Raw genomic sequence first — 19,893 nt, forward strand, 5'->3', positions numbered from 1 at the left:
ACGATGACTAGTCAATCCAAACAAAAAGACCTCCTGACCTGCGGTTTGTGCCGCTGACCAGGAGGCCTCTCTGAGCGGGCGACGGGAATCGAACCCGCGTAGCTAGTTTGGAAGACTAGGGCTCTACCATTGAGCTACGCCCGCGTACGTCCGAGGACGCGCCGAACATATTACGACATGCCGAGCCGTCAGCGGCAATCGCGGGTGGGAAACGGTTCGGCCGGGACCGAACCGTTCCGGCACCAGGCTGAGGACATGCATCCCGCCCGGCGGCGCACCGTCGCCCTCCTCGCCCTGTCGATCGCGTTCGGCCTGATCCAGTTCGACGCCACCGTCGTCAACGTCGTCCTGGGGGCCATGACCCGCGACCTCGGCGGCGGGCTCGGGCTCGCGCAGTGGGCGGTCGACGGGAACGCGATCCCCTTCGCCGCCCTGATGCTGATCGCCGGGCCGGCGGCGGATCGGTTCGGGCGGCGCCGGGTCTGCGTCCTCGGCTTCGCCCTGTTCGCCCTGGCCACCGCCGTGTGCGCGCTCGCCCCGGGGTGGCCCGTCCTGATCGGGGCCCGAATCGTGCAGGGCGTCGCGGCGGCCATGATCCTGCCCAGCTCGCTCGCGATGATCGGCGAGCTCTACCCCGGCCCGGCGGAGCGGGCTCGCGCGCTGGGGATCTGGGGCGGGATCGCGAGCGCCGGCTTCGCCGCGGGTCCGCCGATCGGCGGGTTGCTGGCCGCGACGTCCGGGTGGCGCGCGGCATTCTGGGTCGGCGCGCCCATCGCGATCATCGCGGGGATAGCCGTCGCACGGACGGCGCCGGACTCGCCGCGGCACGCCCGGCCCCTCGACCTCCGGGGCGCGACGCTCGGCGCCACGGCCCTCGCCCTCGGCACCGCCGCCCTCATCGAACTCGGGCAGGGACGCGGGGCTCTCGCCTGCATCCTCGCGGCCGCAGCCGCGGCGACGACCTGCGGCTTCCTCGCGGCGCAGCGGTCCGCGCGGAGTCCGATGATCCCGCCGGGGTTGCTCACTCGCGGTCCCTTCCGCGGCGCCGTCCTCACCGGGCTCCTTTTCAATTTCGCTCTCTACGGCGCGCTCCTCGTCGTCGGGCTCGCGCTGCAGGACGTTCACGGCCTCACCGTCCTGGAGACCGGCGCGGCGATCCTGCCGATGACAGTCGTGGTCGCGCTCGGTTCCACCGCCAGCGGCTTCGTCACCGCACGCACCGGTCCGCGGGTGCCGATGATCGCCGGATTCACCTGCGCGGCGGCGGGCGCGCTGGTCGTGGCGGCCGGGGCGAACCACGCCGCAACGATCGTGACCGGCATGGCGCTCATCGGCCTAGCCGCGCTCGCCATGCCCGCCATGACGTCAGTGGCCCTGTCCGCCGCGCCGCCCGAGCACGCGGGTCTCGCGGGCGCGGTGCTGAACTGCGCCCGCCAGGCGGGCGGGGCGCTCGGCGTCGCCGGGTTCGGGGCGCTGTACAACGCCGCAGGGCGCTCGTCAACGGCACTCGCGCTGACCTTCGTGGTGGTCGCGGCCATACTCGTGGTCGGGGTGGCTACCAGCATCGGCGCCACCGCGACGGACCGGACGGAGGTGGGCTGCGATGTCGGGTGACGCTGACCTGGCGCGCGTCGGCGAGCTCTTCGCCGACCGCACCCGCAGCCGGATCCTCCTGTCACTGTTGGGCGGCCGGGAGCTGGCCGCCGGCGTCCTCGCCGACGAAGCGGGCGTCTCCCGCCCCACCGCGAGCGGCCACCTGCGCAAGCTGGTCGACGGTGGGCTGCTGGCCGTCCGCGCGGAGGGCCGCCACCGCTGGTACCGGATCGCCGGGCCGGAGGTCGGCGACCTCGTCGAGCGGCTCGCGGCGCTGGCGCCGCCGCTGCCGGTGGCCTCGCTCAAGGCGTCCACCCGCGCCGACCGGCTCCGGACCGCCCGCACCTGCTACGACCACTTCGCCGGACGGCTCGGCGTAGCCATCATGGGCTCGTTGCTCGACCATGGCCGGATCACGGGAGGCGACGGGCTCTTCCACGCCGACGGCGGCGACCGCCCCGCGTCCGCCGGCCGCGAGCTCGACTACCGGCTCACGGACGACGGGCGCGACTTCCTCGCGGGTCTGGGCGTCGCGCTGCCCGACGGATCCTCCCGCCCCGTCGTGCGATATTGCATCGACTGGACCGAGACCCGGCACCACCTCGCGGGCGGCGCCGGGCGCGCCCTGTGCGACCGCTTCTTCGCGGCCGGGTGGGCGGAGCGGCTCCCCACGTACCGCGCCGTCCGGGTGACTCCGGCCGGCGAGCGCGTTCTGGCCCCGGCGCTTCGCCGTCGACTGGCCCGCCTGACCGTCACCGGAACAGCGTCGCCGCCATCGCGGCGGTGACGGCTACCAACAGCCCGACGTACCAGCGGGCATGCGCGCGGTCGGACAAGCGCGGGCCGCGGCGGCGCAGGAGCACGATCACGGGCAGCGAGCCGACGAGCAGCGCGACGGCGGCGCGGACGTCCACGGCGCCCACGAAGCCGGCCCCGGCGCCCGCGGGCCGTCCGCCCGAGAGCAGGAGGAAGATCGCCGTCGCGGGCAGTGCGACCGCCAGTGTCAGCGGGTTCGCCAGGGCCGTCGCGACCGCCATCCGGTGGCCGTTGCGGCGCATCAGGGGCACCGTCACCACGCTGCCGCCGACGCCGAGGAAGGCCGCCACCGCGCCGATCGGGAGGCCGGCGACGGGCCGGATCGGACGCGCACCGTCGTCCCCCGCCTGCAGGAATCCGGGGCGGACGGTGACCGAGACGATCGTCAGCAGGAGGTACGCGACGAAGCCGACGGCGATGACGTCGCCGGGCACGTGCCGCGCCGCCACGGCGCCGGCCGCGCCGCCGAGAGCCAACAAGATCAGCAGGCGCGCGCTCCCCCGCAGCTCGGCGAGCACGGCGCGCGACGTGGAGGCCGTCGCGACCGCGGCGGCGACCACCACCAGCACGGACGAGGTGGCGACGGCGACGCGGGGCGCATCGCCGCCGAGGGCGGCGTCGGCCCAGACGAGGACCGGCACCGCGACGAAGCCGCCGCCGAAGCCGAAGAGGGCCGTCGTGACGCCCGACGCGGCGCCCACCAGAATCAGGATCAGTGCACTCACTGCTCCGAGTCCACTCCACGCCGCGGCGTCCGGCAATCGAAGGTCGGTGCGGTACCTTCGAATCTCGGTAGCCTGTCACCATGCGGAACATCCCCGTCGCGACGCTGGAGGACCTCCCGCGCGACGTGCTCGCCGTCGGCACGGACTACCCCGACGGCTACGCGCAGGCCCGGCACCACCACCGGCGCGCGCAGTTCCTGTACGCCGCCGCGGGCGTCATGGAGGTCGACACCGACGACGGGGCGTGGACCGTGCCGACCGACCGCGGCGTGCTCATCCCGCCCGGTGTGCCGCACGGCGTCCGCTACTGCGGCGTGAGCACGCGCAGCCTGTACATCGAGCCGGCCGCGGCGCCGTGGTGGCCCGCGCCGTGCACGGTGGTCGACGTGACGCCCCTCCTCCGCGAACTCCTGCTCGCCGCCGTCGACCTCGAGGCCGAGTACGACGAGGCCGGCCGCGACGGGGCGATCGCGTCGCTCCTGCTGCACGAGATCGCCGCGCTCGCACCGCTCCCGCTGCACGTGCCGCTCCCCGCGGACCCGGAGCTGCGCGCCCTGTGCCGGGACTACCTCGCCGCGCCGGACGTCGCGGTCGACAACGCCGCGTGGGCGGACCGCTGCGGGCTGAGCGAGCGCGCCTTCACCGCCCGGTTCCGCGCCGCGACGGGGACGAGCCCCGCGGTGTGGCGGCGACGAGCCCGGCTGCTCGCCGCGCTGCCGGTCCTGCGCACCGCGACCGTGACGGAGACCGCGGGGAGGCTGGGCTACGCGACGCCCGCGGCGTTCACCGCGGCCTTCACCGCCGAGTTCGGGACGCCCCCGTCGCGGTTCCGAACCACATAGGGTCTCCCCCATGACCGAACCACTCCTGATCGAGCGCGACGGCCCCGTCGTCACTTGGACGCTGAACGATCCCGCCGCCCGCAACCCCGTCTCCGACGAGGCGATGATCGAGGCGATCGAGCGCGCCGTGGACGCGGTCAACCGCGACGACGAGGTGCGGGTCGCGATCCTCACCGGCGCCGGTTCGGCGTTCAGCTCCGGCGGCAACGTCAAGCACATGCGCGACAAGGAGGGCATGTTCGGCGGCACCGCGGCGCAGCAGCGGCAGGGCTACCGGCACGGCATCCAGCGCATCCCGCGGGCGCTGTACCACTGCGAGGTCCCGACGGTGGCGGCCGTGAACGGGCCGGCGATCGGCGCGGGCTGCGACCTCGCGATGATGTGCGACCTGCGGGTGGCGTCCACGAAGGCGGTCTTCGCCGAGAGCTTCGTCAAGGTGGGCCTCATCCCGGGCGACGGGGGCGCCTGGCTGCTGCCGCGGATCGTCGGCATGGCGCGGGCCACGGAGATGGCCTTCACGGGCGACGCCGTGGACGCGCGGACCGCCCTCGACTGGGGCATGGTGTCGAGCGTCGTCGAGCCCGACGAACTGCTCGGTGCGGCCCGCGCGCTCGCGGACCGGGTGGCCGCGAACCCGCCGCAGGCGCTGCGCATGACGAAGCGCCTGCTCCGCGAGGGCCAGCACCAGAGCCTCGACGCGCTGCTCGAGCTCTCCGCGGCCATGCAGACGATCGCGCACTCCACCGCGGATCACCACGAGGCCGTCGCCGCGATGCTCGACAAGCGGCCGCCGCGGTTCACCGGGAACTGAGCTTCCGGAGAACCGAACCCGAGCATTTCTAGAACACGTTATAGTCCGCGCATGGCGCAGGACTGGGACGCGACGGCGGACGTGGTGGTGGTCGGGTTCGGCGGCGCGGGCGCGGCGGCGGCGCTGGCGGCCCGCGAGGCCGGGGCCGAGGTGTTGGCCCTGGACCGGTATCTCGGCGGCGGCGCGACGAACCTGTCGGGCGGCATCGTCTACGCCGGCGGCGGCACGCGGATACAGCGGGCGGCGGGCGTCGAGGACGACGTGGAGAACATGCTCGCCTACCTGCGCCTCGAGGTCGGCGACGCCGTCTCCGAGGCCACGCTGCGCCGGTTCTGCGAGCAGTCGCCCGCGATGATCGACTGGCTGATGGGTCACGGCGTACCCTTCGACCCGTCGCTGTGCCCGTTCAAGACCTCCTACCCCACCGACGACTACTACCTGTACTTCTCCGGCAGCGAGAACTCCGGCGGCTTCCGCGAGGCGGCGAAACCGCGCCAGCGCGGACACCGCGCCCACGGCCCCGGCGTCTCGGGCAAGAAGCTCTACGGGCCGCTCGCCGCATCGGCCGCGGCGCACGGCGTCCGCGTGCGCACCGGCACCCGCGTCACCGGCTTGATCGTCGAGGACGGGCGGGTGGTCGGCGTCGAGGCCCGGACGATCGAGAACGCGCCCGCCGCGGTCCGCCGACGGTTCGCCGTCCTCACCCGGATCTCGGCGAAGCCCGGCGTCTACCACCAGGGCCTGCGCGCGGCGATGCAGCGGCTGTTGGACCGGATCGAGCGCCGCCACGGGACTCCGATCCGCATCCGCGCCCGCTCCGGCGTCGTGCTGAGCACCGGCGGGTTCATCGCCAACGGTGCGATGGTGCGCGAACACGCGCCGGGGTACCCCTGGTCGCAGGGCCTTCCGCTCGGCACCGCCGGCGACGACGGCAGCGGCGTCCGGCTCGGCGTCTCGGCGGGCGGCGCCACCGGCCGCATGGACTCCCTCTCGAACTGGCGGTTCATCGCGCCGCCCAGCGGCTACCTCGGCGCGCTCGCCGTCGACGCGGACGGGCGGCGGATGGTCGACGAGTCCCGGTACGGCGCCGCCCTGGGCGCCGCGATCGCCGACGCGCCGGGGCACCGCGCCTGGCTGCTCGTCGACGCCGACCTCGCGACCCGGGTACGCGCGCAGATCGGCGAGCAGACCGTGTGGTTCCAGCGACTCCAGCTCGAGCGTCTCCTCCGCATCGGCAGCGTCTGCGCACCCACCGTCGAGGAGGCCGCGACCCGCGCCGGAATCGACCCCGCCGGGCTGCGGCGCACCGTCGACGCGCACAACGAGGCGATCGCGCAGGGCCTGCCGGACCCGTTCGGCAAACCCGACGACCTCCGCCGGCCCGCCACCAAGGCCCCGTTCACCCTGCTCGACATCTCGTTCACCGACCGGATGACCTACCCCATGCCGATGCTCACGCTGGGCGGGCTGGTCGTCGACGAGGACTCGGGCGCGGTCCGCACCGACGCCGGGACCGCGATCCCCGGCCTGTTCGCCGCGGGCCGCACCGCCGTGGGGATCTGCTCGAACTCCTACGTCAGCGGCCTCTCGCTGGCCGACTGCATCTTCTCCGGCCGCCGCGCGGGCGCCGCCGCCGTCGCATCGTCCGACGCACTCGACGGGGCCTAGCGCCGCTCCCCGGCGGGCAGCGCCGGGGCCATCACCCACAGGACGCGGGCACCGTCGGGGCCCGCGACGAAGGTGTGCGGCCGCCCCGGGTCGAAGGTCATGGCGTCCCCGGCGGCCAGGTCCACGCCCGGCTCCGGCGGGAACGCGAGTCGCAGCTCGCCGCGCTGCACCAGGACGAAGGACACCTCGGCGGGCAGCGCGTAGGCCTCGTCCCCGCTGCCGCCCCCGGGCTCGATCTCGCTGAGCAGCACCTGGACCCGCTGCTCCCCCGACGGCGTGAGCAGGAACTCCGCGAGTCCGTCGCCGCCGAAGCGCACCTGCGGGTAGGCGTCCGCGCGGACGATCGACCCGGCCGCGCCACCGTCGAAGAGCGATCCGACGGGGACCTCCAGCGCCTCGCACCACCGGACCAGGACCGCCATCGACGGCGCCGCCAGGCCGCGCTCCACCTTGGACAGGTAGCCCTTGGTGACGCCGATGCGCTCCGCGACGGCCGCGAGCGTCAGGCGGCGGGCCCGGCGGGCCGCCTTGAGCGCGGCACCCACCTGATCCGGCACGGCGAGAACGTCATCCGCCCGCACAGCAGTGGCATCCAACAGATGTTTCCTTTCAGGAAACTCGAGTTGACAAGTCGGTCGATGTCCCACACTATGTGATCCGGCCCACAAAAGCAGCCCCTGCGAGAGGATCCATCCGTGCCTGAAGAATCCCAGCGCCCTTCTCAGCCCCGCGGACCGGTGGATGCGAGCCTCGTCCCCCGCTACTGCGGGCCGGAGACCTTCGCCCGCCTGCCCCGCCTCGACGAGGTCGACGGTGCCGCCGTCGCCGTCCTCGGGATCCCCTTCGACTCGGGCGTGAGCTACCGCCCGGGCGCACGGTTCGGCCCCGGGCACATCCGGGCGTCGTCGAAGCTGCTGCGCCCGTACAACCCCGCGCTCGACGTCTCGCCCTTCGCGGTGCACCAGGTGGCCGACGCCGGCGATCTCGCGGTGAACCCGTTCGACATCGTCGAGGCACTGGGGACCGTCGAGGCCGAGATCACGCGCCTGCGCGGAGCCGGCTCCAAGGTGCTCACCCTCGGCGGCGATCACACCCTCGCGCTGCCGATCCTGCGCGCCGTCGCCGCCGACCGCGGCCCCGTCGCCGTGCTGCACTTCGACGCGCACCTCGACACCTGGGACACCTACTTCGGCGCCCCGTACACGCACGGCACCCCGTTCCGGCGGGCCAGCGAGGAAGGTCTGATCGATCTCGAGCGCTCGATGCACATCGGCATCCGCGGACCCCTCTACGGCGAGCAGGACCTCACCGCCGACGGCGTGCTCGGCTTCCAGGTGGTGCGCTCCGACGACTACGAGAACGACGGCCTGGCCAGCGTGATCGAGCGCATGCGCCGGCGCCTCGCCGGGCCCGACGGTGCCGGCGGCCCCGTCTACGTCTCCGTCGACATCGACGTGCTCGACCCCGCGCACGCGCCCGGCACCGGCACCCCCGAGGCCGGCGGGATGACGAGCCGCGAGCTGCTCAACACGATCCGCGCCCTCGTCGGCACGGACGTCGTCGGCGCGGACGTCGTCGAGGTCGCCCCGCCCTACGACCACGCCGAGCTGACGGGCGTCGCGGCGGCCCACGTGGCCTACGAGCTGCTGTCGGTGCTCGCGGTGAACGCCCGATGAGCACGTTCGCGGCGAGCCTCCTCGCCCGCAAGTCCGTCGACCGCATCCTCGCCGACAGTGCCGCCGCGCACGACGGGCCCCAGCTCAAGCGCTCGATGGGACTCGGACACCTCACCGCCCTGTCGATCGGCGCCTCGCTCGGCACCGGCATCTTCGTGATCCTCGGCGAGGCGACACCCAAGGCGGGGCCCGCGGTCATCGTCGCTTTCATCCTGGCCGCGGTCACCGCGCTGTTCTCCGCGCTGTCCTACGCCGAGATGGCGGGCACCATCCCCGTCTCGGGCAGCTCGTACTCGTACGCCTACGCCACCATCGGCGAGTTCTTCGCCTGGATCTGCGGCTGGTGTCTGCTGCTCGAGTACGGCGTCTCCGTGGCGGCCGTCGCCGTCGGCTGGGGCCAATACATCAACGAACTCCTCCGCACCCTCTTCGACGTCGAGCTCCCCACCGCGATCGCCGCACCCCCGGGCGACGGCGGCATCGTGAACATTCCGAGCATGGTGATCGTGGCCCTGGCGTGCCTCGTCCTCGTCGGCGGCGCGACCGAGAGCGCGCGCCTCAACACGGCGATGGTCGTGCTCAAGGTGTGCGTCCTGGTCTTCTTCTGCGCCATCGCCTTCACCGCCTTCGACTCGGGCAACCTCAGCCCGTTCATGCCCTTCGGCACCAACGGGATGACGGCCGCCGCGGCGATGGTCTTCTTCTCCTACATCGGATTCGACGCGGCCTCGACCGCGGGCAACGAGGCGAAGAACCCCACCCGCGATCTGCCGCGCGCGATCATCCTCTCGCTCGGCATCATCACCGTGCTCTACTGCCTGGTCGCGCTCGCGGCGGTCGGCGCGATGCCCTGGCAGGAGTTCGGCGGCACCGAGGCCTCCCTCGCGAAGATCCTCACCGACGTCACCGGCCAGACGTGGCCCTCCGTGATCCTCTCCATCGGCGCGGTGATCGCGATCGCCAGCGTGGTGCTCGCGGTCATGTACGGCCAGACCCGCATCCTCTACACGATGGGCAGCGACGGCCTGGTCCCCCGCGTCTTCGCCAAGGTCAACCCCCGCACCTTCGTGCCGGTCCGCAACATCGTGATCGTCAGCGTGATCATCGCCGTGCTCGCGGGTCTCGTCCCCCTCGGCGAGCTCGCGAACGCCACGTCGATCGGCTCGTTGTTCGCGTTCGCGCTGGTCAACGTCGGTGTGATCCTGCTGCGGATCAACCGCCCCGACCTGCCCCGCGCCTTCAAGACGCCCCTGTTCCCGCTCATCCCCGTGCTGGGCATCGGCTTCTGCGGATACCTCATGCTCCAGCTCGAGGCCCGCACGTGGATCGCCTTCGCCGTCTGGTCCGCGGTGGGCCTCGTGGTCTACTTCGCCTACGGCTACCAGCACTCGCGGCTGCGGCAGGACGTCGACCTCGCGAAGGACGCGCGATGACGGTCACCGTCGGAATGTTCCAGGGGCCGGAGGGCCTCGGGCCGCAACCGGACGTCGCACGGAACCTGGCGGCGATCGACGAGGCCGCGGCCCGGGCCGCCGCCGCGGGAGCACAGATCCTGGTCACGCCCGAGATGTCCGTGTCCGGCTACGACATCGGCACGGCCGCACGGGACCTCGCCCGCCCGCGCGGCGGCGAGTACCACGCGGCGCTCGCGGGCATCGCCGGCCGGCACGACATCGCCGTCGTCGCGGGCTACCCGGAGCTCGACGACGGCACCGTCTTCAACGCCGTCACCGTCGTCGGACCCGACGGCGCCGAGCTCGCGCACTACCGCAAGACGCACCTGTTCGGCGACCTCGACCGCACGATGTTCGCGCCGGGCGGCGAGCTGCCCGTCCAGTTCGACCTCGGCGGCCTGCGATGCGGGCTCCTCATCTGCTACGACGTGGAGTTCCCCGAAGCCGTACGCGCCCAGGCGGACGCGGGCGCCGACCTGCTCCTGATCCCCACGGGCCTGATGGAGCCGTTCGGCCGCATCGCCGAACTGGTCGTCCCGGTGCGCGCCTTCGAGAGCCAGCTGTACATCGCCTACACCAACCACTGCGGCCGGGAGACCTCGCTCGAGTACTGCGGGCTGAGCACCGCGGCGGGCCCCGACGGTGAGGTCGTTGCCCGGGCCGGGCGCGACGAGGAACTGCTCGTCTTCACCGCCGACCCGGAGGCCCTGCGCGAGGCGCGGATCGCCAACACCTACCTGCGCGACCGGCGCACCGACCTGTACTGAGCCCCGCCACCCCAGGAGCCCACATGACCCAGCCCGCCATGCCCGCCCACGGTCCGTCCGCCTCGGACGCTCCCCTGACGATGTTCGGGCCCGACTTCCCCTTCGCCTACGACGACTGGGTCGCCCACCCCGACGGCCTGGGCTCCGTGCCCGAGGCCGTGCGCGGCACCGAGGTCGCCGTCATCGGCGCCGGCCTCGCCGGCCTCACCGCCGCCTACGAGCTGGCCCGCCTCGGCCTGAAACCCGTGGTGTACGAAGCCGACCGGATCGGCGGGCGGATGCGCAGCGAGCGCTTCGACGGCTACGACGACGACCTGGTCGCGGAGATGGGTGCGATGCGCTTCCCTCCGTCGTCGACCACGCTGCAGCACTACCTCGACCGCGCGGGCCTGGAGACCGAGGCCTTCCCCAATCCCCTCGCCGAGGCGACGCCCAGCACCGTCATCGACCTCAAGGGGCGCAGCCACTACGCCCGCACCACCGCCGACCTCCCACCCGAGTTCGCCGAGGTCGCCCGCGCGTGGGACGCGACGCTCGCCGACTACGCCGACGCCGCCGAGCTGCAGGACGCGATCCGCGCGCGCGACGTCACGCGGATCCGCGCCGTGTGGTCGCGCCTGGTCGAGGAGCTCGACGACCAGACCTTCTACGGCTTCCTCACCGCGTCGAAGCACTTCCGCTCGTTCGCACATCGGGAACTGTTCGGGCAGGTCGGATTCGGCACGGGCGGCTGGGACACCGATTACCCCAACTCGATGCTGGAGATCCTCCGCGTCACCTGCACCGCCGCCGACGACCACCACCGCGGCATCGTCGGGGGCGCGGACCGGCTGCCGAAGCACCTGTGGGAGAGCCCGTTCGACGGTGCGCGGTCCGTCCGGGACCTCAACGGCGGTGCGCACCGTCCGGCGGTCACCGCGATCAGGCGCACCGCCGGCCCCGGCGGGGCACCGGCGTACACCCTGACGGACGCGGCGGGCGAGACCCGCACCTTCCCCGCGGCGGTCTTCACCGGCCAGGCGTGGATGCTGCTCAACACGATCGACTGCGACGACGACCTGCTGCCGATCGATCACTGGACCGCGGTGGAGCGCACCCACTACATGGGCAGCTCCAAGGTCTTCGCAATGGTGGATCGGCCCTTCTGGCGCGACGTCGACCCGGCCACGGGCCGCGACACGATGTCCATGACGCTCACCGACCGGATGAGCCGCGGCACCTACCTGCTCGACCACGGGCCCGACCGGCCCGGCGTGATCTGCCTGTCGTACACGTGGTCCGACGACTCGCTCAAGGTGCTGCCGCTGGACGTGAACGCGCGGCTCGACCTGATGCTCAAGTCGCTCGGCGAGATCTACCCCGGCGTCGACATCCGCAGCCACATCATCGCCACTCCGAAGACGGTCTCGTGGGAGACGGAGCGGTACTTCATGGGCGCCTTCAAGGCGAACCTACCCGGCCACTACCGCTACCAGGAGCGGCTGTACACGCACTTCATGCAGGAGTCCCTCGACCCGCGGCACCGCGGCTTCTTCCTGGCGGGCGACGACATCTCGTGGACCGCGGGGTGGGCCGAGGGCGCGCTCCAGACCGCGCTCAACGCGGTCTGGGGCGTCGTGCACCACCTGGGCGGGGGCACGGCGGAGACCAACCCCGGACCGGGCGACGTCTTCGCAGACATCGCCCCAGTCCGACTCGGCGACGAGCGGGGCACGCGCGCCTGAGGTCTGCCACGCCCGAGGTCTGCCGCGCCCGAGGCCGGTCGGCGGGTCAGTCGCGGCGCAGCGCGGTCACCATGCCCCCGTCGGCGGGGATCATCGTGACGTTGCGGTGCCGCGGCTGCTCGGCCGGCGCATCGGTCATCGCGAGGTCCACGCGCAGCAGGATCTGCGTCACCACCGACCGCAGCTCCGCCATCGCCAGCCCCGCGCCGAGGCAGCGCCGGGTGCCGCCGCCGAAGGGCATCAGCTTCTGCGGCGAGGGCTTCACGCCGAGGAAGCGGTCGGGATCGAAGGCATAGGGCCGCGGGTACAGGTCCTCGCGGTGGTGCAGCAGCAGGATCGAGATCAGCGCGATCACACCGCTTTCCACGGTGTACGGCCCGAACTGCCAGTCCGACAGCAGCTCCCGCGCGACGACCGGGACCACGGGACGGTTGCGCATCGACTCGTTGATGAGCGCCTCGATGTACGCCTCGTCGCCCTCCCGGGCCGCCTCCACGGACCGGCGGTACACGTCGGGGTTGCGGGTGAGCCGCTCGAAGGTCCACGCCACCGAGTTCGACGTCGTCTCGTGCCCCGCGAGGACCAGGGTGAGCAGCTCGTCGCGGATCTCGCTGTCGGCCAGGGGCGCACCGTCGTCGCCGCGGGCCGCCATGAGCACCGTGAGGATGTCGGACCGGCCCGCACCGTCGGGGCCGTCGACGCCCTCGCGCCGCCGCTCGGCGATCACGGCGTAGATGGCGCGGTCGAGCGGACGCAGGATCATCTTCAGCACGCCCCGCGGCTCGGGGCTACGCGCGTTCACCAACTGCACCGCGGTCGCGAGCGGGTGCGTCGAGAGCTGCAGCAGCCGGATCATCGACGTGCGGACCGCGCTCTCGGCGGCGGTGGCGCCCGCCTCGTCCTCGATCCCGAACACCGCCGACATGATGACGTCGAGGGTGATCTGCTGGCCGATGTCCGCCAGGGCCACCGGCTCCCCCGTCCGCCATTCGTCGATGCGGTGCGCGGTGGCCGCGTCGATCCGCCGCTGGTACTCGGTGACCGCGCGGCCGTGGAACTGCGGCAGCAGCAGGCCGCGCTGCTGCTTGTGGCGCGGCCCGACCGCGGTGAGCACCGAATCCGGCCCCACGATGGGCCGCAGCGGCGAGAAGCGGGTGGCCGACGGCGCCTCGTCGGGCCGCGACATCAGCGAGGCGACGTGGGCCGGGTTCGACACGATCACCACCTGCCCGGGGCCGCCAGCGAACTCGGACCGGAAGACGTCGCCGTACCGCTCCGCCGCGCGGAACGTCACGTCGCCCTCGCGGAGGGTGTAACTCAGGGAGGCCCGCAGCGGCCCCATCGGGAGCGACGGGGCCGCACGCAGCGCCGCGGCTCCCGCGGCGTCGACGGGGCCCGCCTCGACGGCGTTCCGGCCGTCGAGGCCCGGACGCGCGGGATCGCGCAGGTGCCAGGCGGGCTCGGGGATGGACAGGGTGCGCGCGACGGTGCCGCCGAGCCCGCTGCCGATGCCGGTCCGGAAGGCTCGTGTGATCGTGGTCATGTCGTCCTCCTACGTCGATTGTGCACGCCGATCGCGGCGCGCGGGCGGGCCGTCGCGATCGTCAGGGAACGACGGTGCCTCCGGGGCCGGTCCGGCGGTCCCGGGCCGCCATCGCGCGGTGGATGTCCCGCGCTCCGAAGTCGAGGCCGTCGCGGTCGTGGGTGAGCCACAGGACCGCGAGAACGAACGCTGCCAGGGCGAGAACGGTGATCATGGCCTTCTCCTTCTCCGGTGCCCGGTCGGTGTTCCGGGTCGCCTTCGACGCTACGAGCGCGATCGCCGCAGGTCAGCGTGCTCAGGACGGAAGTCCGGTTCCGCCCTGAGGTGGGCGCGCGGATCCGCCCCAGGGTGGGCGACCGGGCGCGCTCGCGCGGCTACGATGCACACCATGCGCTGGCTGCGGTGGTTGGAGGCGCGATACCGGCGGGACTTCGAGCTGCTCGGCTACGAGTACCCGCCGTACTACATGACGATCACCGAAGTGGCCATGCTCGCGCTGGTCATCGAGGCCGCGGTGCCCCGGATCATGGAGGGCCCCGAAGGCCGCCAGTGGATCTGGCTGGCGGCCGCCGTCTTCCTCTCGCTGTGCCACACGGCGGGCAGCCTGCTGCGCAAGGGCGGCGTCTCACTCACCGCGCACTCCATCGTGATCCTCACCAGCGCCTCGCTGTTCTGGTGCGTGCCCGCGGCGTTCGACGTCGTGCCGCTCATCGTCATCCTCGGGATCACCCAGGTCGCGGCCGTGACCCCGTTACGGGTGACGGTGGTGCATCTGATCGCCTACCTGGCCGTGGTGATCACCGCGGGCGTGCTCGGTGCGATCCATCAGGCGTGGCTCATCGCGCTCACGGTGTGCTTCGGGGCGGCGGTCGGCCAACTGCTGCAGAACCAACTCCTGCTGCTCCGGGCCGAGCGGCGCGCGCATGCCTCCCGGACCGCGCTCGACCGCGCCGCCATCGCCGGCGAGGTGCACGACGTGGTCGCGCACTCCCTGGCGGTGGTGCTGCTCAACGTCACCGCCGCGCGCCGGGCGCTCGAGTCCGGCGACGATCGGGCCGAGGCCGTCGACGCGCTCCGCGACGCGGAGACCCAGGGGCGGACCGCGATGAAGGACATCCGCACCACCATCGAGCTGCTGCGGTCGGACAGCGCCGACGCCGCCCAGCCGGGACTCCCCGAGGTCCCCGAGCTCGTCGCCTCGTTCGCTCGCGCGGGCCTCGCCGTCGAGCTGGAGCAGCACGCCCCGTCGACGGCGCTCTCCGGCACCGCCGGCCTCGCCGCCTTCCGGCTGGTGCAGGAGTCGCTCGCGAACGCCGTGAAACACGCGCCGGGCGCACGGGTCTCCGTGCTCGTCGGGCCGCGCCCCACGGGCCGCGTCGGGATCCGGGTCTCGTGCCCCGTCCCCGACGGTGCCCGGCGCGCCCCCGGCGGCACGGGACTGACGGGGATGCGCGCCCGGGTGGAGAGCGCCGGCGGAACCCTGACCGCGGGACCCACCGACGGCGTGTGGCTCGTGGACGCCGTCTTCCCCGCCGAGACCGGCGCCGGGGCAACCGGTTCGATCGAAGGAGCATCACCGTGACCGACCGACCGATCCGCCTCGTCCTGGTGGACGACCAGGACCTGGTGCGACTGGGGCTGCGCCGCATCCTCCGCCGCCGCGACGGCTTCGAGGTGGTCGGCGAGTGCGCCGACGGCGACGAGGTGGCCGCCGTCGTCACGGCGGAGGACCCCGACGTCGTGCTGATGGACCTGCGCATGAAACGGGTCAGCGGCATGGAGGCCACGCGGCGCCTCACCGCGTCCGCCGGCGCGCCGCCGGTGCTGGTGCTCACCACCTTCCGCGACGACGACCTGCTCTCCGAGGCGCTGCGGGCCGGCGCGTCCGGCTTCGTCCTCAAGGACTCGCCCGCGGAGGAGCTCATCCGCGCGGTGCGCCTCGTCGCCGCCGGGGAGGCGGTCCTCGACCCCGCGGTCACCGGCCGCGTGCTCGAGACCTACCGCACGGCCGCACCGGCGGTGGCGGCACCGGCGGGCGAGGCGACGCGACTGACCTCCCGCGAGGCGGACGTGCTCGCGCTCGTCGGCCGCGGGCTCTCCAACGACGACATCGCCGCCGAGCTGGTGATCTCGATCGTCACCGTGAAGAGCCACATCGGCTCGATCTTCACCAAGCTGGACGTGCGCAACCGCGCGGAAGCGATAGTTTTCGCGTTCGATCACGGCATCGTCCGGCCGGGCGGCTGACGCCCCTGCGATTGAACGCTGTTTCGGAGAGGAAAGACGCAGGTCGGACTCTCCAAAACAGCGTTCAATCGGGTGGGGAGTGCTTACTGCCGCTCGATGAAGGAGGGCTTCTCCTTGTTGGCGGCCGCGGTGCGGGCGATCACGTGGTTCTTGCCGCGGATCAGGCCCAGCTGCAGGGCCTGCTCGACGGGGAAGGACAGGCGCGAGCCGCTGTACCAGGTGTTCTCGAACAGCGCCTTGGACGCGGCCACCGCATCGGGCGAGCGCTCCTTGAGCTTCTCCACCAACTCCAGCGCGTCCTTCATCGGATCGGCGGAGACGCCGGTGACGAGGCCCCAGTCCAGCGCCTGCTTCGCGGAGAACATCTCGCCGGTCATCGTGAGGCGCTTGGCGACGTCGATGGTGGTCAGCTGGGCGATGGACGCCGAGATCGACATGTCGGGGATGAGGCCCCACTTGGCCTCGAGGATGGAGAAGTCCGCCTCGCTCGAGGCGTAGCGGAAGTCCGCGCCGAGCGCGATCTGCAGGCCGCCGCCGTAGCAGTGGCCGTGCACGACCGCGATGACCGGCGCGGGCACGCTGCGCCACGCCCAGCCCGCGGCCTGGAAGTTGTTGGCCGCCGAGATGCGCTTCGGCACGAAGTTCATGAGCAGGCGGCGCTGCTCCTTGCCCGCGGAGGCGAAGTCGAGGCCGGAGCTGAACGAGCTGCCCTCGCCGGAGAGGATCACGGCACGCAGCGAGCGATCGTTCTTCGCGCGATCGGCGGCCTTCGCGAGGTCGTCGATCATGTCCAGGGTGAGGCCGTTGTGCTTCTCGGGTCGATTGATCCGCACGTGGGCGACCTCGTCGCGCACCTCGTAGTCGATGTTCGACATCCGCTTCTCCTCGTTTCGCCTCGCCTTGGCCGTCATCTGCAACCCTAGCCGCCGCGTCGGTCCCCGTATGGGAAGGCACGGCTGAAGTAAAGTGGCGCTCATGGCGGTCACGTTGCACATCACGGGGGAACCCGAGTCGGACGCGGTGCTCTCGGAGCACCCGTTCGCGCTGCTCGCGGGCATGCTTCTCGACCAGCAGTTCCCGATGGAACGCGCGTTCGCGGGTCCGTGGAAGGTGCTCGACAGATTCGGCAGCATCGACCCGCGCGACATCGCGGTCGCGGACCCGGTCCGGTTCGAGGAATTGTGCACCACGCCGCCCGCGATCCACCGGTACGGCCGTGCCATGGCGGCGCGCCTGCAGACCCTCGCGCAGATCGTCGTCGACGAGTACGACGGGCAGGCCGAGCGGATCTGGACGGAGGCCGCGTCCGGCGCCGACCTGGTGAAGCGGATCGAGGCGCTCCCCGGCTTCGGCGCGCAGAAGGCGAAGATCTTCGCGGCGCTCGTCGGCAAGCAGCTCGGCGTGAAGCCGCGCGGCTGGGCGACGGCGGTCGGCGACTACGGCAAGGCCGGATACCGGTCGGTCGCGGACGTCGTCGACGGCGAGTCCCTGCAGAAGGTGCGGGCCCACAAGAAGGAGATGAAGGCGGCGGCGAAGAAGGCGGGCGCATGACCGGCCCCGGTCCATACGGCGGCCAGAACCCGAACCAGCCGGGGCAGGCCTACTCGCAGGCGATCCCGCTCCCGAACCCTCCCCGCGGCCCCGCGGCGCCGGGCCCCGTGCCCGGCGGCCCTCCCCCGACCCCGCCGCAGAAGCCCAACTCGAGCCGCAACGTGATCCTGGCGCTCGTCGCCGTCGCGTCGGTCGTCGCCCTGGTCGCCGCGATCGTGGTGGCCGCGCTGCTCAGCGACTCCAACGGGGCCGAGCCGGGCAAGGACACCGCGTCGGCCACGACCGGCGCCGGCGCCGTCTTCCGCATCAACGACTGCCTCTACGACGTGCCCGAGGCGCCGAAGGTCGGCAACTGCGACGACGGCGGCTCGCCGTACAAGGTCACCCAGGTGATGCCGGCCGGCGAGAAGTGCCGCGCCGAGCAGACCTCGATCGCGCGGGGCCTCTGGTACTGCCTCACCCCCAATCTCAACGTGAACTACTGCTACACGGCCCCCGTGCCGGGCACCTGGATCAAGGCGGCCGGGCAGTGCGGCGCGCCGGGCACGATCACCGTGGTCTCCGTGGTGGGCGGCCTCAAGGACTCCGGGCGCTGCTCGGGCGAGTGGGACCGCAGCTACTTCTTCGACGATCCGGTCTACACGATCTGCGCGAAGTCCTACACGTAGTCGCGGCGTCCGCCGTCGCCCCGGGTGGGATCGGGCGGCTGCGGCACTGAACTAAGCTGGTCGGGTGCCCGTCACCATGCCCCACGACCTCCCCGCCCGGGCCGTCCTGGCCGCGGAGCAGGTCTTCGTCATGTCCGACGACCGCGCGGGACATCAGGACATCCGCCCCATGCGGATCGCCATCCTGAACCTGATGCCGATGAAGGTCACCACCGAGACCCAGCTGCTGCGCCTGCTCAGTAACAGCCCGCTGCAGATCGAGCTCACACTGCTGCGCATGGCCAGCCACGTCTCGCGGACCACCGCGTCGGAGCACCTCGACTCGTTCTACTCCACCTTCGACGACGTGGCCGAGCAGCACTTCGACGGCCTGATCATCACCGGGGCCCCGGTCGAGCGGCTCGACTTCGAGGACGTCGACTACTGGCCGGAGATGACCCGGATCCTCGACTGGACGCGGACCAACGTGCAGTCCACCCTGCACGTCTGCTGGGGCGCCCAGGCGGCGCTGTACCACCACTACGGCGTCGGCAAACACGAACTGCCCCAGAAGCTCTCGGGCGTCTACCCGCACCGTCTCACCGCGGCGCGATCGCCCGTCGTCACCGGCTTCGACGACGAATTCCTGGCCCCGCACTCGCGGCACACGGACGTCGAGGCGGCCGACGTCGAGGCGACCGGCCAGGTCGACGTGCTGGCCGTCAGCGCGGAGGCCGGCGTGTACCTCGCGGCCAGCCGGGACGGTCGGCAGGTCTACGTGACGGGCCATCCGGAGTACGACGCGGACACCCTCGCCCGCGAGTACGCGCGGGACAGCGAGCAGGGGCTCCCGGTCGCTCCGCCCGCCCACTACTTCCCGGACGACGATCCCGCGCAGCTCCCGCGCAACCGCTGGCGCGGCCACGGGAACCTGCTCTACAGCAACTGGCTCAACTACTGCGTCTACCAGGAGACGCCGTTCGACCCGGACGGCGCGTAACGCTCAGCCCTGTGCGGGCGGATCGCCGCCGTCCGCCGCGGGAGCCTCGGTCGCGGTCGGAGGCTCGGGCGCGGCCGGAGCCCCGGGCGCCTCGGGCAGGACCTCGACGGCCTCCACCTCGACGACCGAGGCGACGACGACCGCGGGCGGGACCGCGACCGACGGGGCCGCCACGACCCGGGCGGGCCTGGGTTGGCGCGGTTGCGCCGCCTTGGCGACCTCGCTCGCGGTGCGCAGCGCGAACTTCGGCAGGCTCGAGAGCAGGTCGGTCACGGGCTCGGCGACGGTGTTCGCCGCGCCGACCACCGTCTCGATGTCGCCCAACCGCTGCCCCATCGCGGCGATCGTCGGCGTGAGCTTGTTCATCGCCTCGGTCACCTCCGCGAGCTTCTGCACCACGCCGTCCTCCGCGGTGAAGGCGTCGACGATGCCGCCCTCGCGGGTAGCGCGATCGAGCGGACCGTCGGGCCGGATCACGCGGTCGACGGCGCCGCCCTCGTCGAACAGGTCCGCCACCCGGTCGGCCGCGCCGCCGGGGCCCACCACGCGATGGATGGCGCCGTCGTCGCTCAGCAGGTCGGACACGCGGTGCACGATGTGCGGCACGCGCTGCGCGGCGGTGATCAGGTTCTCGTGGCGGGTGCCGCCGCCGGAGCCGGGATCGATCCTGTCGGCGGCCATCGACACGACGTCGCGCGCCACACCGACCGAGGTCTCGGCGGCGGCGAGGCCCAGGCCCGCCGCGGCCAGCCCGACGCGGGCGGGGGCGAGCAGTGCTTTCGGAAACTCCATGGATCCAGCGTAGCGCCGATCCGCGATGGCGGAATCA

General features: G+C 72.7%; 20 protein-coding genes and 1 tRNA gene. 14 read left to right on the top strand and 7 right to left on the bottom strand.

The window, feature by feature from the left end:
* Nucleotides 1-73: 73 nt before the first annotated feature.
* A tRNA-Gly gene (locus ACLQ3K_RS20230) sits at nucleotides 74-144 on the bottom strand.
* Nucleotides 145-177: 33 nt separating this feature from the next.
* Here ACLQ3K_RS20230 and ACLQ3K_RS20235 point away from each other — a divergent pair.
* Both ACLQ3K_RS20235 and ACLQ3K_RS20240 read left to right on the top strand, forming a co-directional pair.
* Nucleotides 178-1,614: an MFS transporter gene (locus ACLQ3K_RS20235; protein ID WP_426001287.1), complete on the top strand. Its 1,437-nt coding sequence runs from the start codon at nucleotides 178-180 to the stop codon at nucleotides 1,612-1,614.
* Complete coding sequence (locus tag ACLQ3K_RS20240; protein ID WP_426001288.1) at nucleotides 1,604-2,380, top strand: ArsR/SmtB family transcription factor; 777 nt, start codon at nucleotides 1,604-1,606, stop codon at nucleotides 2,378-2,380. Before ACLQ3K_RS20235 ends, ACLQ3K_RS20240 begins: the two co-directional genes overlap by 11 nt.
* On the opposite strand, the gene ACLQ3K_RS20245 is transcribed toward ACLQ3K_RS20240, so the two are convergent.
* Nucleotides 2,346-3,134 carry a sulfite exporter TauE/SafE family protein gene (locus ACLQ3K_RS20245; protein ID WP_426001289.1) on the bottom strand — a complete coding sequence of 263 codons (789 nt, stop codon included), beginning with the start codon at nucleotides 3,132-3,134 and terminating at the stop codon, nucleotides 2,346-2,348. The genes ACLQ3K_RS20240 and ACLQ3K_RS20245 overlap by 35 nt on opposite strands.
* Before the next feature lie 80 nt (nucleotides 3,135-3,214).
* Between ACLQ3K_RS20245 and ACLQ3K_RS20250 the strand changes: the two genes are divergently transcribed.
* The 3 genes from ACLQ3K_RS20250 to ACLQ3K_RS20260 are packed head-to-tail and all read left to right on the top strand — an operon-like array spanning nucleotide 3,215 to nucleotide 6,455.
* Complete coding sequence (locus ACLQ3K_RS20250; RefSeq protein WP_426001290.1) at nucleotides 3,215-3,976, top strand: helix-turn-helix domain-containing protein; 762 nt, start codon at nucleotides 3,215-3,217, stop codon at nucleotides 3,974-3,976.
* 10 nt (nucleotides 3,977-3,986) lie between these two features.
* Nucleotides 3,987-4,787 carry a crotonase/enoyl-CoA hydratase family protein gene (locus ACLQ3K_RS20255; protein WP_426001291.1) on the top strand — a complete coding sequence of 267 codons (801 nt, stop codon included), beginning with the start codon at nucleotides 3,987-3,989 and terminating at the stop codon, nucleotides 4,785-4,787.
* 51 nt (nucleotides 4,788-4,838) lie between these two features.
* On the top strand, nucleotides 4,839-6,455 hold the full coding sequence (locus tag ACLQ3K_RS20260) for an FAD-binding protein (RefSeq protein ID WP_426001292.1): 1,617 nt from the start codon (nucleotides 4,839-4,841) through the stop codon (nucleotides 6,453-6,455).
* Here the strand turns inward: ACLQ3K_RS20260 and ACLQ3K_RS20265 are convergent.
* Nucleotides 6,452-7,051: a helix-turn-helix domain-containing protein gene (locus ACLQ3K_RS20265; RefSeq protein ID WP_426001294.1), complete on the bottom strand. Its 600-nt coding sequence runs from the start codon at nucleotides 7,049-7,051 to the stop codon at nucleotides 6,452-6,454. The two genes, ACLQ3K_RS20260 and ACLQ3K_RS20265, sit on opposite strands and share 4 nt — an antisense overlap.
* 99 nt (nucleotides 7,052-7,150) lie before the next feature.
* Here ACLQ3K_RS20265 and speB point away from each other — a divergent pair, with 99 nt between their 5' ends.
* From speB to ACLQ3K_RS20285, 4 genes are read left to right on the top strand one after another with little or no spacing between them, the layout of a single operon-like run.
* Entirely contained in the window at nucleotides 7,151-8,131 is a 981-nt protein-coding gene (gene speB / locus ACLQ3K_RS20270; RefSeq protein ID WP_426001295.1) for an agmatinase, read from the top strand.
* Nucleotides 8,128-9,564, top strand: a complete 1,437-nt coding sequence (locus ACLQ3K_RS20275) for an amino acid permease (RefSeq protein ID WP_426001296.1) — start codon at nucleotides 8,128-8,130, stop codon at nucleotides 9,562-9,564. The genes speB and ACLQ3K_RS20275 overlap by 4 nt, the downstream gene beginning before the upstream one ends.
* Complete coding sequence (locus tag ACLQ3K_RS20280; protein WP_426001297.1) at nucleotides 9,561-10,352, top strand: carbon-nitrogen hydrolase family protein; 792 nt, start codon at nucleotides 9,561-9,563, stop codon at nucleotides 10,350-10,352. The genes ACLQ3K_RS20275 and ACLQ3K_RS20280 overlap by 4 nt, the downstream gene beginning before the upstream one ends.
* Before the next feature lie 23 nt (nucleotides 10,353-10,375).
* Nucleotides 10,376-12,076: a flavin monoamine oxidase family protein gene (locus ACLQ3K_RS20285; protein ID WP_426001298.1), complete on the top strand. Its 1,701-nt coding sequence runs from the start codon at nucleotides 10,376-10,378 to the stop codon at nucleotides 12,074-12,076.
* Nucleotides 12,077-12,122: 46 nt separating this feature from the next.
* Here the strand turns inward: ACLQ3K_RS20285 and ACLQ3K_RS20290 are convergent, their stop codons facing one another.
* Together ACLQ3K_RS20290 and ACLQ3K_RS20295 are read right to left on the bottom strand one after the other, a co-directional pair.
* The gene (locus tag ACLQ3K_RS20290; protein ID WP_426001300.1) at nucleotides 12,123-13,619 is read right to left on the bottom strand and encodes a cytochrome P450; all 1,497 of its coding nucleotides are present in this window, start codon (nucleotides 13,617-13,619) and stop codon (nucleotides 12,123-12,125) included.
* A 61-nt stretch (nucleotides 13,620-13,680) separates the two neighbouring features.
* Nucleotides 13,681-13,833, bottom strand: coding sequence for a hypothetical protein (locus tag ACLQ3K_RS20295; RefSeq protein ID WP_224645505.1), 153 nt, complete (start codon nucleotides 13,831-13,833; stop codon nucleotides 13,681-13,683).
* Nucleotides 13,834-14,007: 174 nt separating this feature from the next.
* Here ACLQ3K_RS20295 and ACLQ3K_RS20300 point away from each other — a divergent pair, with 174 nt between their 5' ends.
* Together ACLQ3K_RS20300 and ACLQ3K_RS20305 are read left to right on the top strand one after the other, a co-directional pair.
* Nucleotides 14,008-15,201: a sensor histidine kinase gene (locus ACLQ3K_RS20300; RefSeq protein WP_426001301.1), complete on the top strand. Its 1,194-nt coding sequence runs from the start codon at nucleotides 14,008-14,010 to the stop codon at nucleotides 15,199-15,201.
* On the top strand, nucleotides 15,198-15,866 hold the full coding sequence (locus ACLQ3K_RS20305; RefSeq protein ID WP_426001302.1) for a response regulator: 669 nt from the start codon (nucleotides 15,198-15,200) through the stop codon (nucleotides 15,864-15,866). The genes ACLQ3K_RS20300 and ACLQ3K_RS20305 overlap by 4 nt, the downstream gene beginning before the upstream one ends.
* Nucleotides 15,867-15,949: 83 nt before the next feature.
* Here the strand turns inward: ACLQ3K_RS20305 and ACLQ3K_RS20310 are convergent, their stop codons facing one another.
* The gene (locus ACLQ3K_RS20310; protein ID WP_224645502.1) at nucleotides 15,950-16,741 is read right to left on the bottom strand and encodes a crotonase/enoyl-CoA hydratase family protein; all 792 of its coding nucleotides are present in this window, start codon (nucleotides 16,739-16,741) and stop codon (nucleotides 15,950-15,952) included.
* Between the two features lie 100 nt (nucleotides 16,742-16,841).
* Between ACLQ3K_RS20310 and ACLQ3K_RS20315 the strand changes: the two genes are divergently transcribed.
* The 3 genes from ACLQ3K_RS20315 to metA all read left to right on the top strand — a co-directional run bounded on the left by ACLQ3K_RS20315 (nucleotide 16,842) and on the right by metA (nucleotide 19,064).
* Nucleotides 16,842-17,417, top strand: coding sequence for an HhH-GPD-type base excision DNA repair protein (locus ACLQ3K_RS20315; protein WP_224645501.1), 576 nt, complete (start codon nucleotides 16,842-16,844; stop codon nucleotides 17,415-17,417).
* Nucleotides 17,414-18,085: a hypothetical protein gene (locus tag ACLQ3K_RS20320; RefSeq protein ID WP_224645500.1), complete on the top strand. Its 672-nt coding sequence runs from the start codon at nucleotides 17,414-17,416 to the stop codon at nucleotides 18,083-18,085. Before ACLQ3K_RS20315 ends, ACLQ3K_RS20320 begins: the two co-directional genes overlap by 4 nt.
* Before the next feature lie 64 nt (nucleotides 18,086-18,149).
* Nucleotides 18,150-19,064, top strand: coding sequence for a homoserine O-acetyltransferase MetA (gene metA / locus ACLQ3K_RS20325; RefSeq protein ID WP_426001303.1), 915 nt, complete (start codon nucleotides 18,150-18,152; stop codon nucleotides 19,062-19,064).
* Between the two features lie 3 nt (nucleotides 19,065-19,067).
* Here metA and ACLQ3K_RS20330 read toward each other — a convergent pair whose 3' ends face one another.
* Nucleotides 19,068-19,856, bottom strand: a complete 789-nt coding sequence (locus ACLQ3K_RS20330) for a hypothetical protein (protein ID WP_426001304.1) — start codon at nucleotides 19,854-19,856, stop codon at nucleotides 19,068-19,070.
* Nucleotides 19,857-19,893 lie beyond the last annotated feature (37 nt).

This window comes from Tsukamurella sp. DT100, from assembly GCF_049844855.1.
Lineage (GTDB): Bacteria > Actinomycetota > Actinomycetes > Mycobacteriales > Mycobacteriaceae > Tsukamurella.

Bases quoted from the DNA above. Each gene is read 5' to 3' on its own strand.
- ACLQ3K_RS20315 (WP_224645501.1), top strand. From the start codon at position 16,842: ATGGCGGTCACGTTGCACATCACGGGGGAACCCGAGTCGGACGCGGTG.
- ACLQ3K_RS20260 (WP_426001292.1), top strand. From the start codon at position 4,839: ATGGCGCAGGACTGGGACGCGACGGCGGACGTGGTGGTGGTCGGGTTC.
- ACLQ3K_RS20235 (WP_426001287.1), top strand. From the start codon at position 178: ATGCCGAGCCGTCAGCGGCAATCGCGGGTGGGAAACGGTTCGGCCGGG.
- ACLQ3K_RS20250 (WP_426001290.1), top strand. From the start codon at position 3,215: ATGCGGAACATCCCCGTCGCGACGCTGGAGGACCTCCCGCGCGACGTG.
- ACLQ3K_RS20280 (WP_426001297.1), top strand. From the start codon at position 9,561: ATGACGGTCACCGTCGGAATGTTCCAGGGGCCGGAGGGCCTCGGGCCG.
- ACLQ3K_RS20285 (WP_426001298.1), top strand. From the start codon at position 10,376: ATGACCCAGCCCGCCATGCCCGCCCACGGTCCGTCCGCCTCGGACGCT.
- ACLQ3K_RS20240 (WP_426001288.1), top strand. From the start codon at position 1,604: ATGTCGGGTGACGCTGACCTGGCGCGCGTCGGCGAGCTCTTCGCCGAC.
- ACLQ3K_RS20300 (WP_426001301.1), top strand. From the start codon at position 14,008: ATGCGCTGGCTGCGGTGGTTGGAGGCGCGATACCGGCGGGACTTCGAG.
- ACLQ3K_RS20295 (WP_224645505.1), bottom strand. From the start codon at position 13,833: ATGATCACCGTTCTCGCCCTGGCAGCGTTCGTTCTCGCGGTCCTGTGG.
- ACLQ3K_RS20255 (WP_426001291.1), top strand. From the start codon at position 3,987: ATGACCGAACCACTCCTGATCGAGCGCGACGGCCCCGTCGTCACTTGG.
- ACLQ3K_RS20330 (WP_426001304.1), bottom strand. From the start codon at position 19,856: ATGGAGTTTCCGAAAGCACTGCTCGCCCCCGCCCGCGTCGGGCTGGCC.
- ACLQ3K_RS20310 (WP_224645502.1), bottom strand. From the start codon at position 16,741: ATGTCGAACATCGACTACGAGGTGCGCGACGAGGTCGCCCACGTGCGG.
- ACLQ3K_RS20290 (WP_426001300.1), bottom strand. From the start codon at position 13,619: ATGACCACGATCACACGAGCCTTCCGGACCGGCATCGGCAGCGGGCTC.
- ACLQ3K_RS20320 (WP_224645500.1), top strand. From the start codon at position 17,414: ATGACCGGCCCCGGTCCATACGGCGGCCAGAACCCGAACCAGCCGGGG.
- ACLQ3K_RS20275 (WP_426001296.1), top strand. From the start codon at position 8,128: ATGAGCACGTTCGCGGCGAGCCTCCTCGCCCGCAAGTCCGTCGACCGC.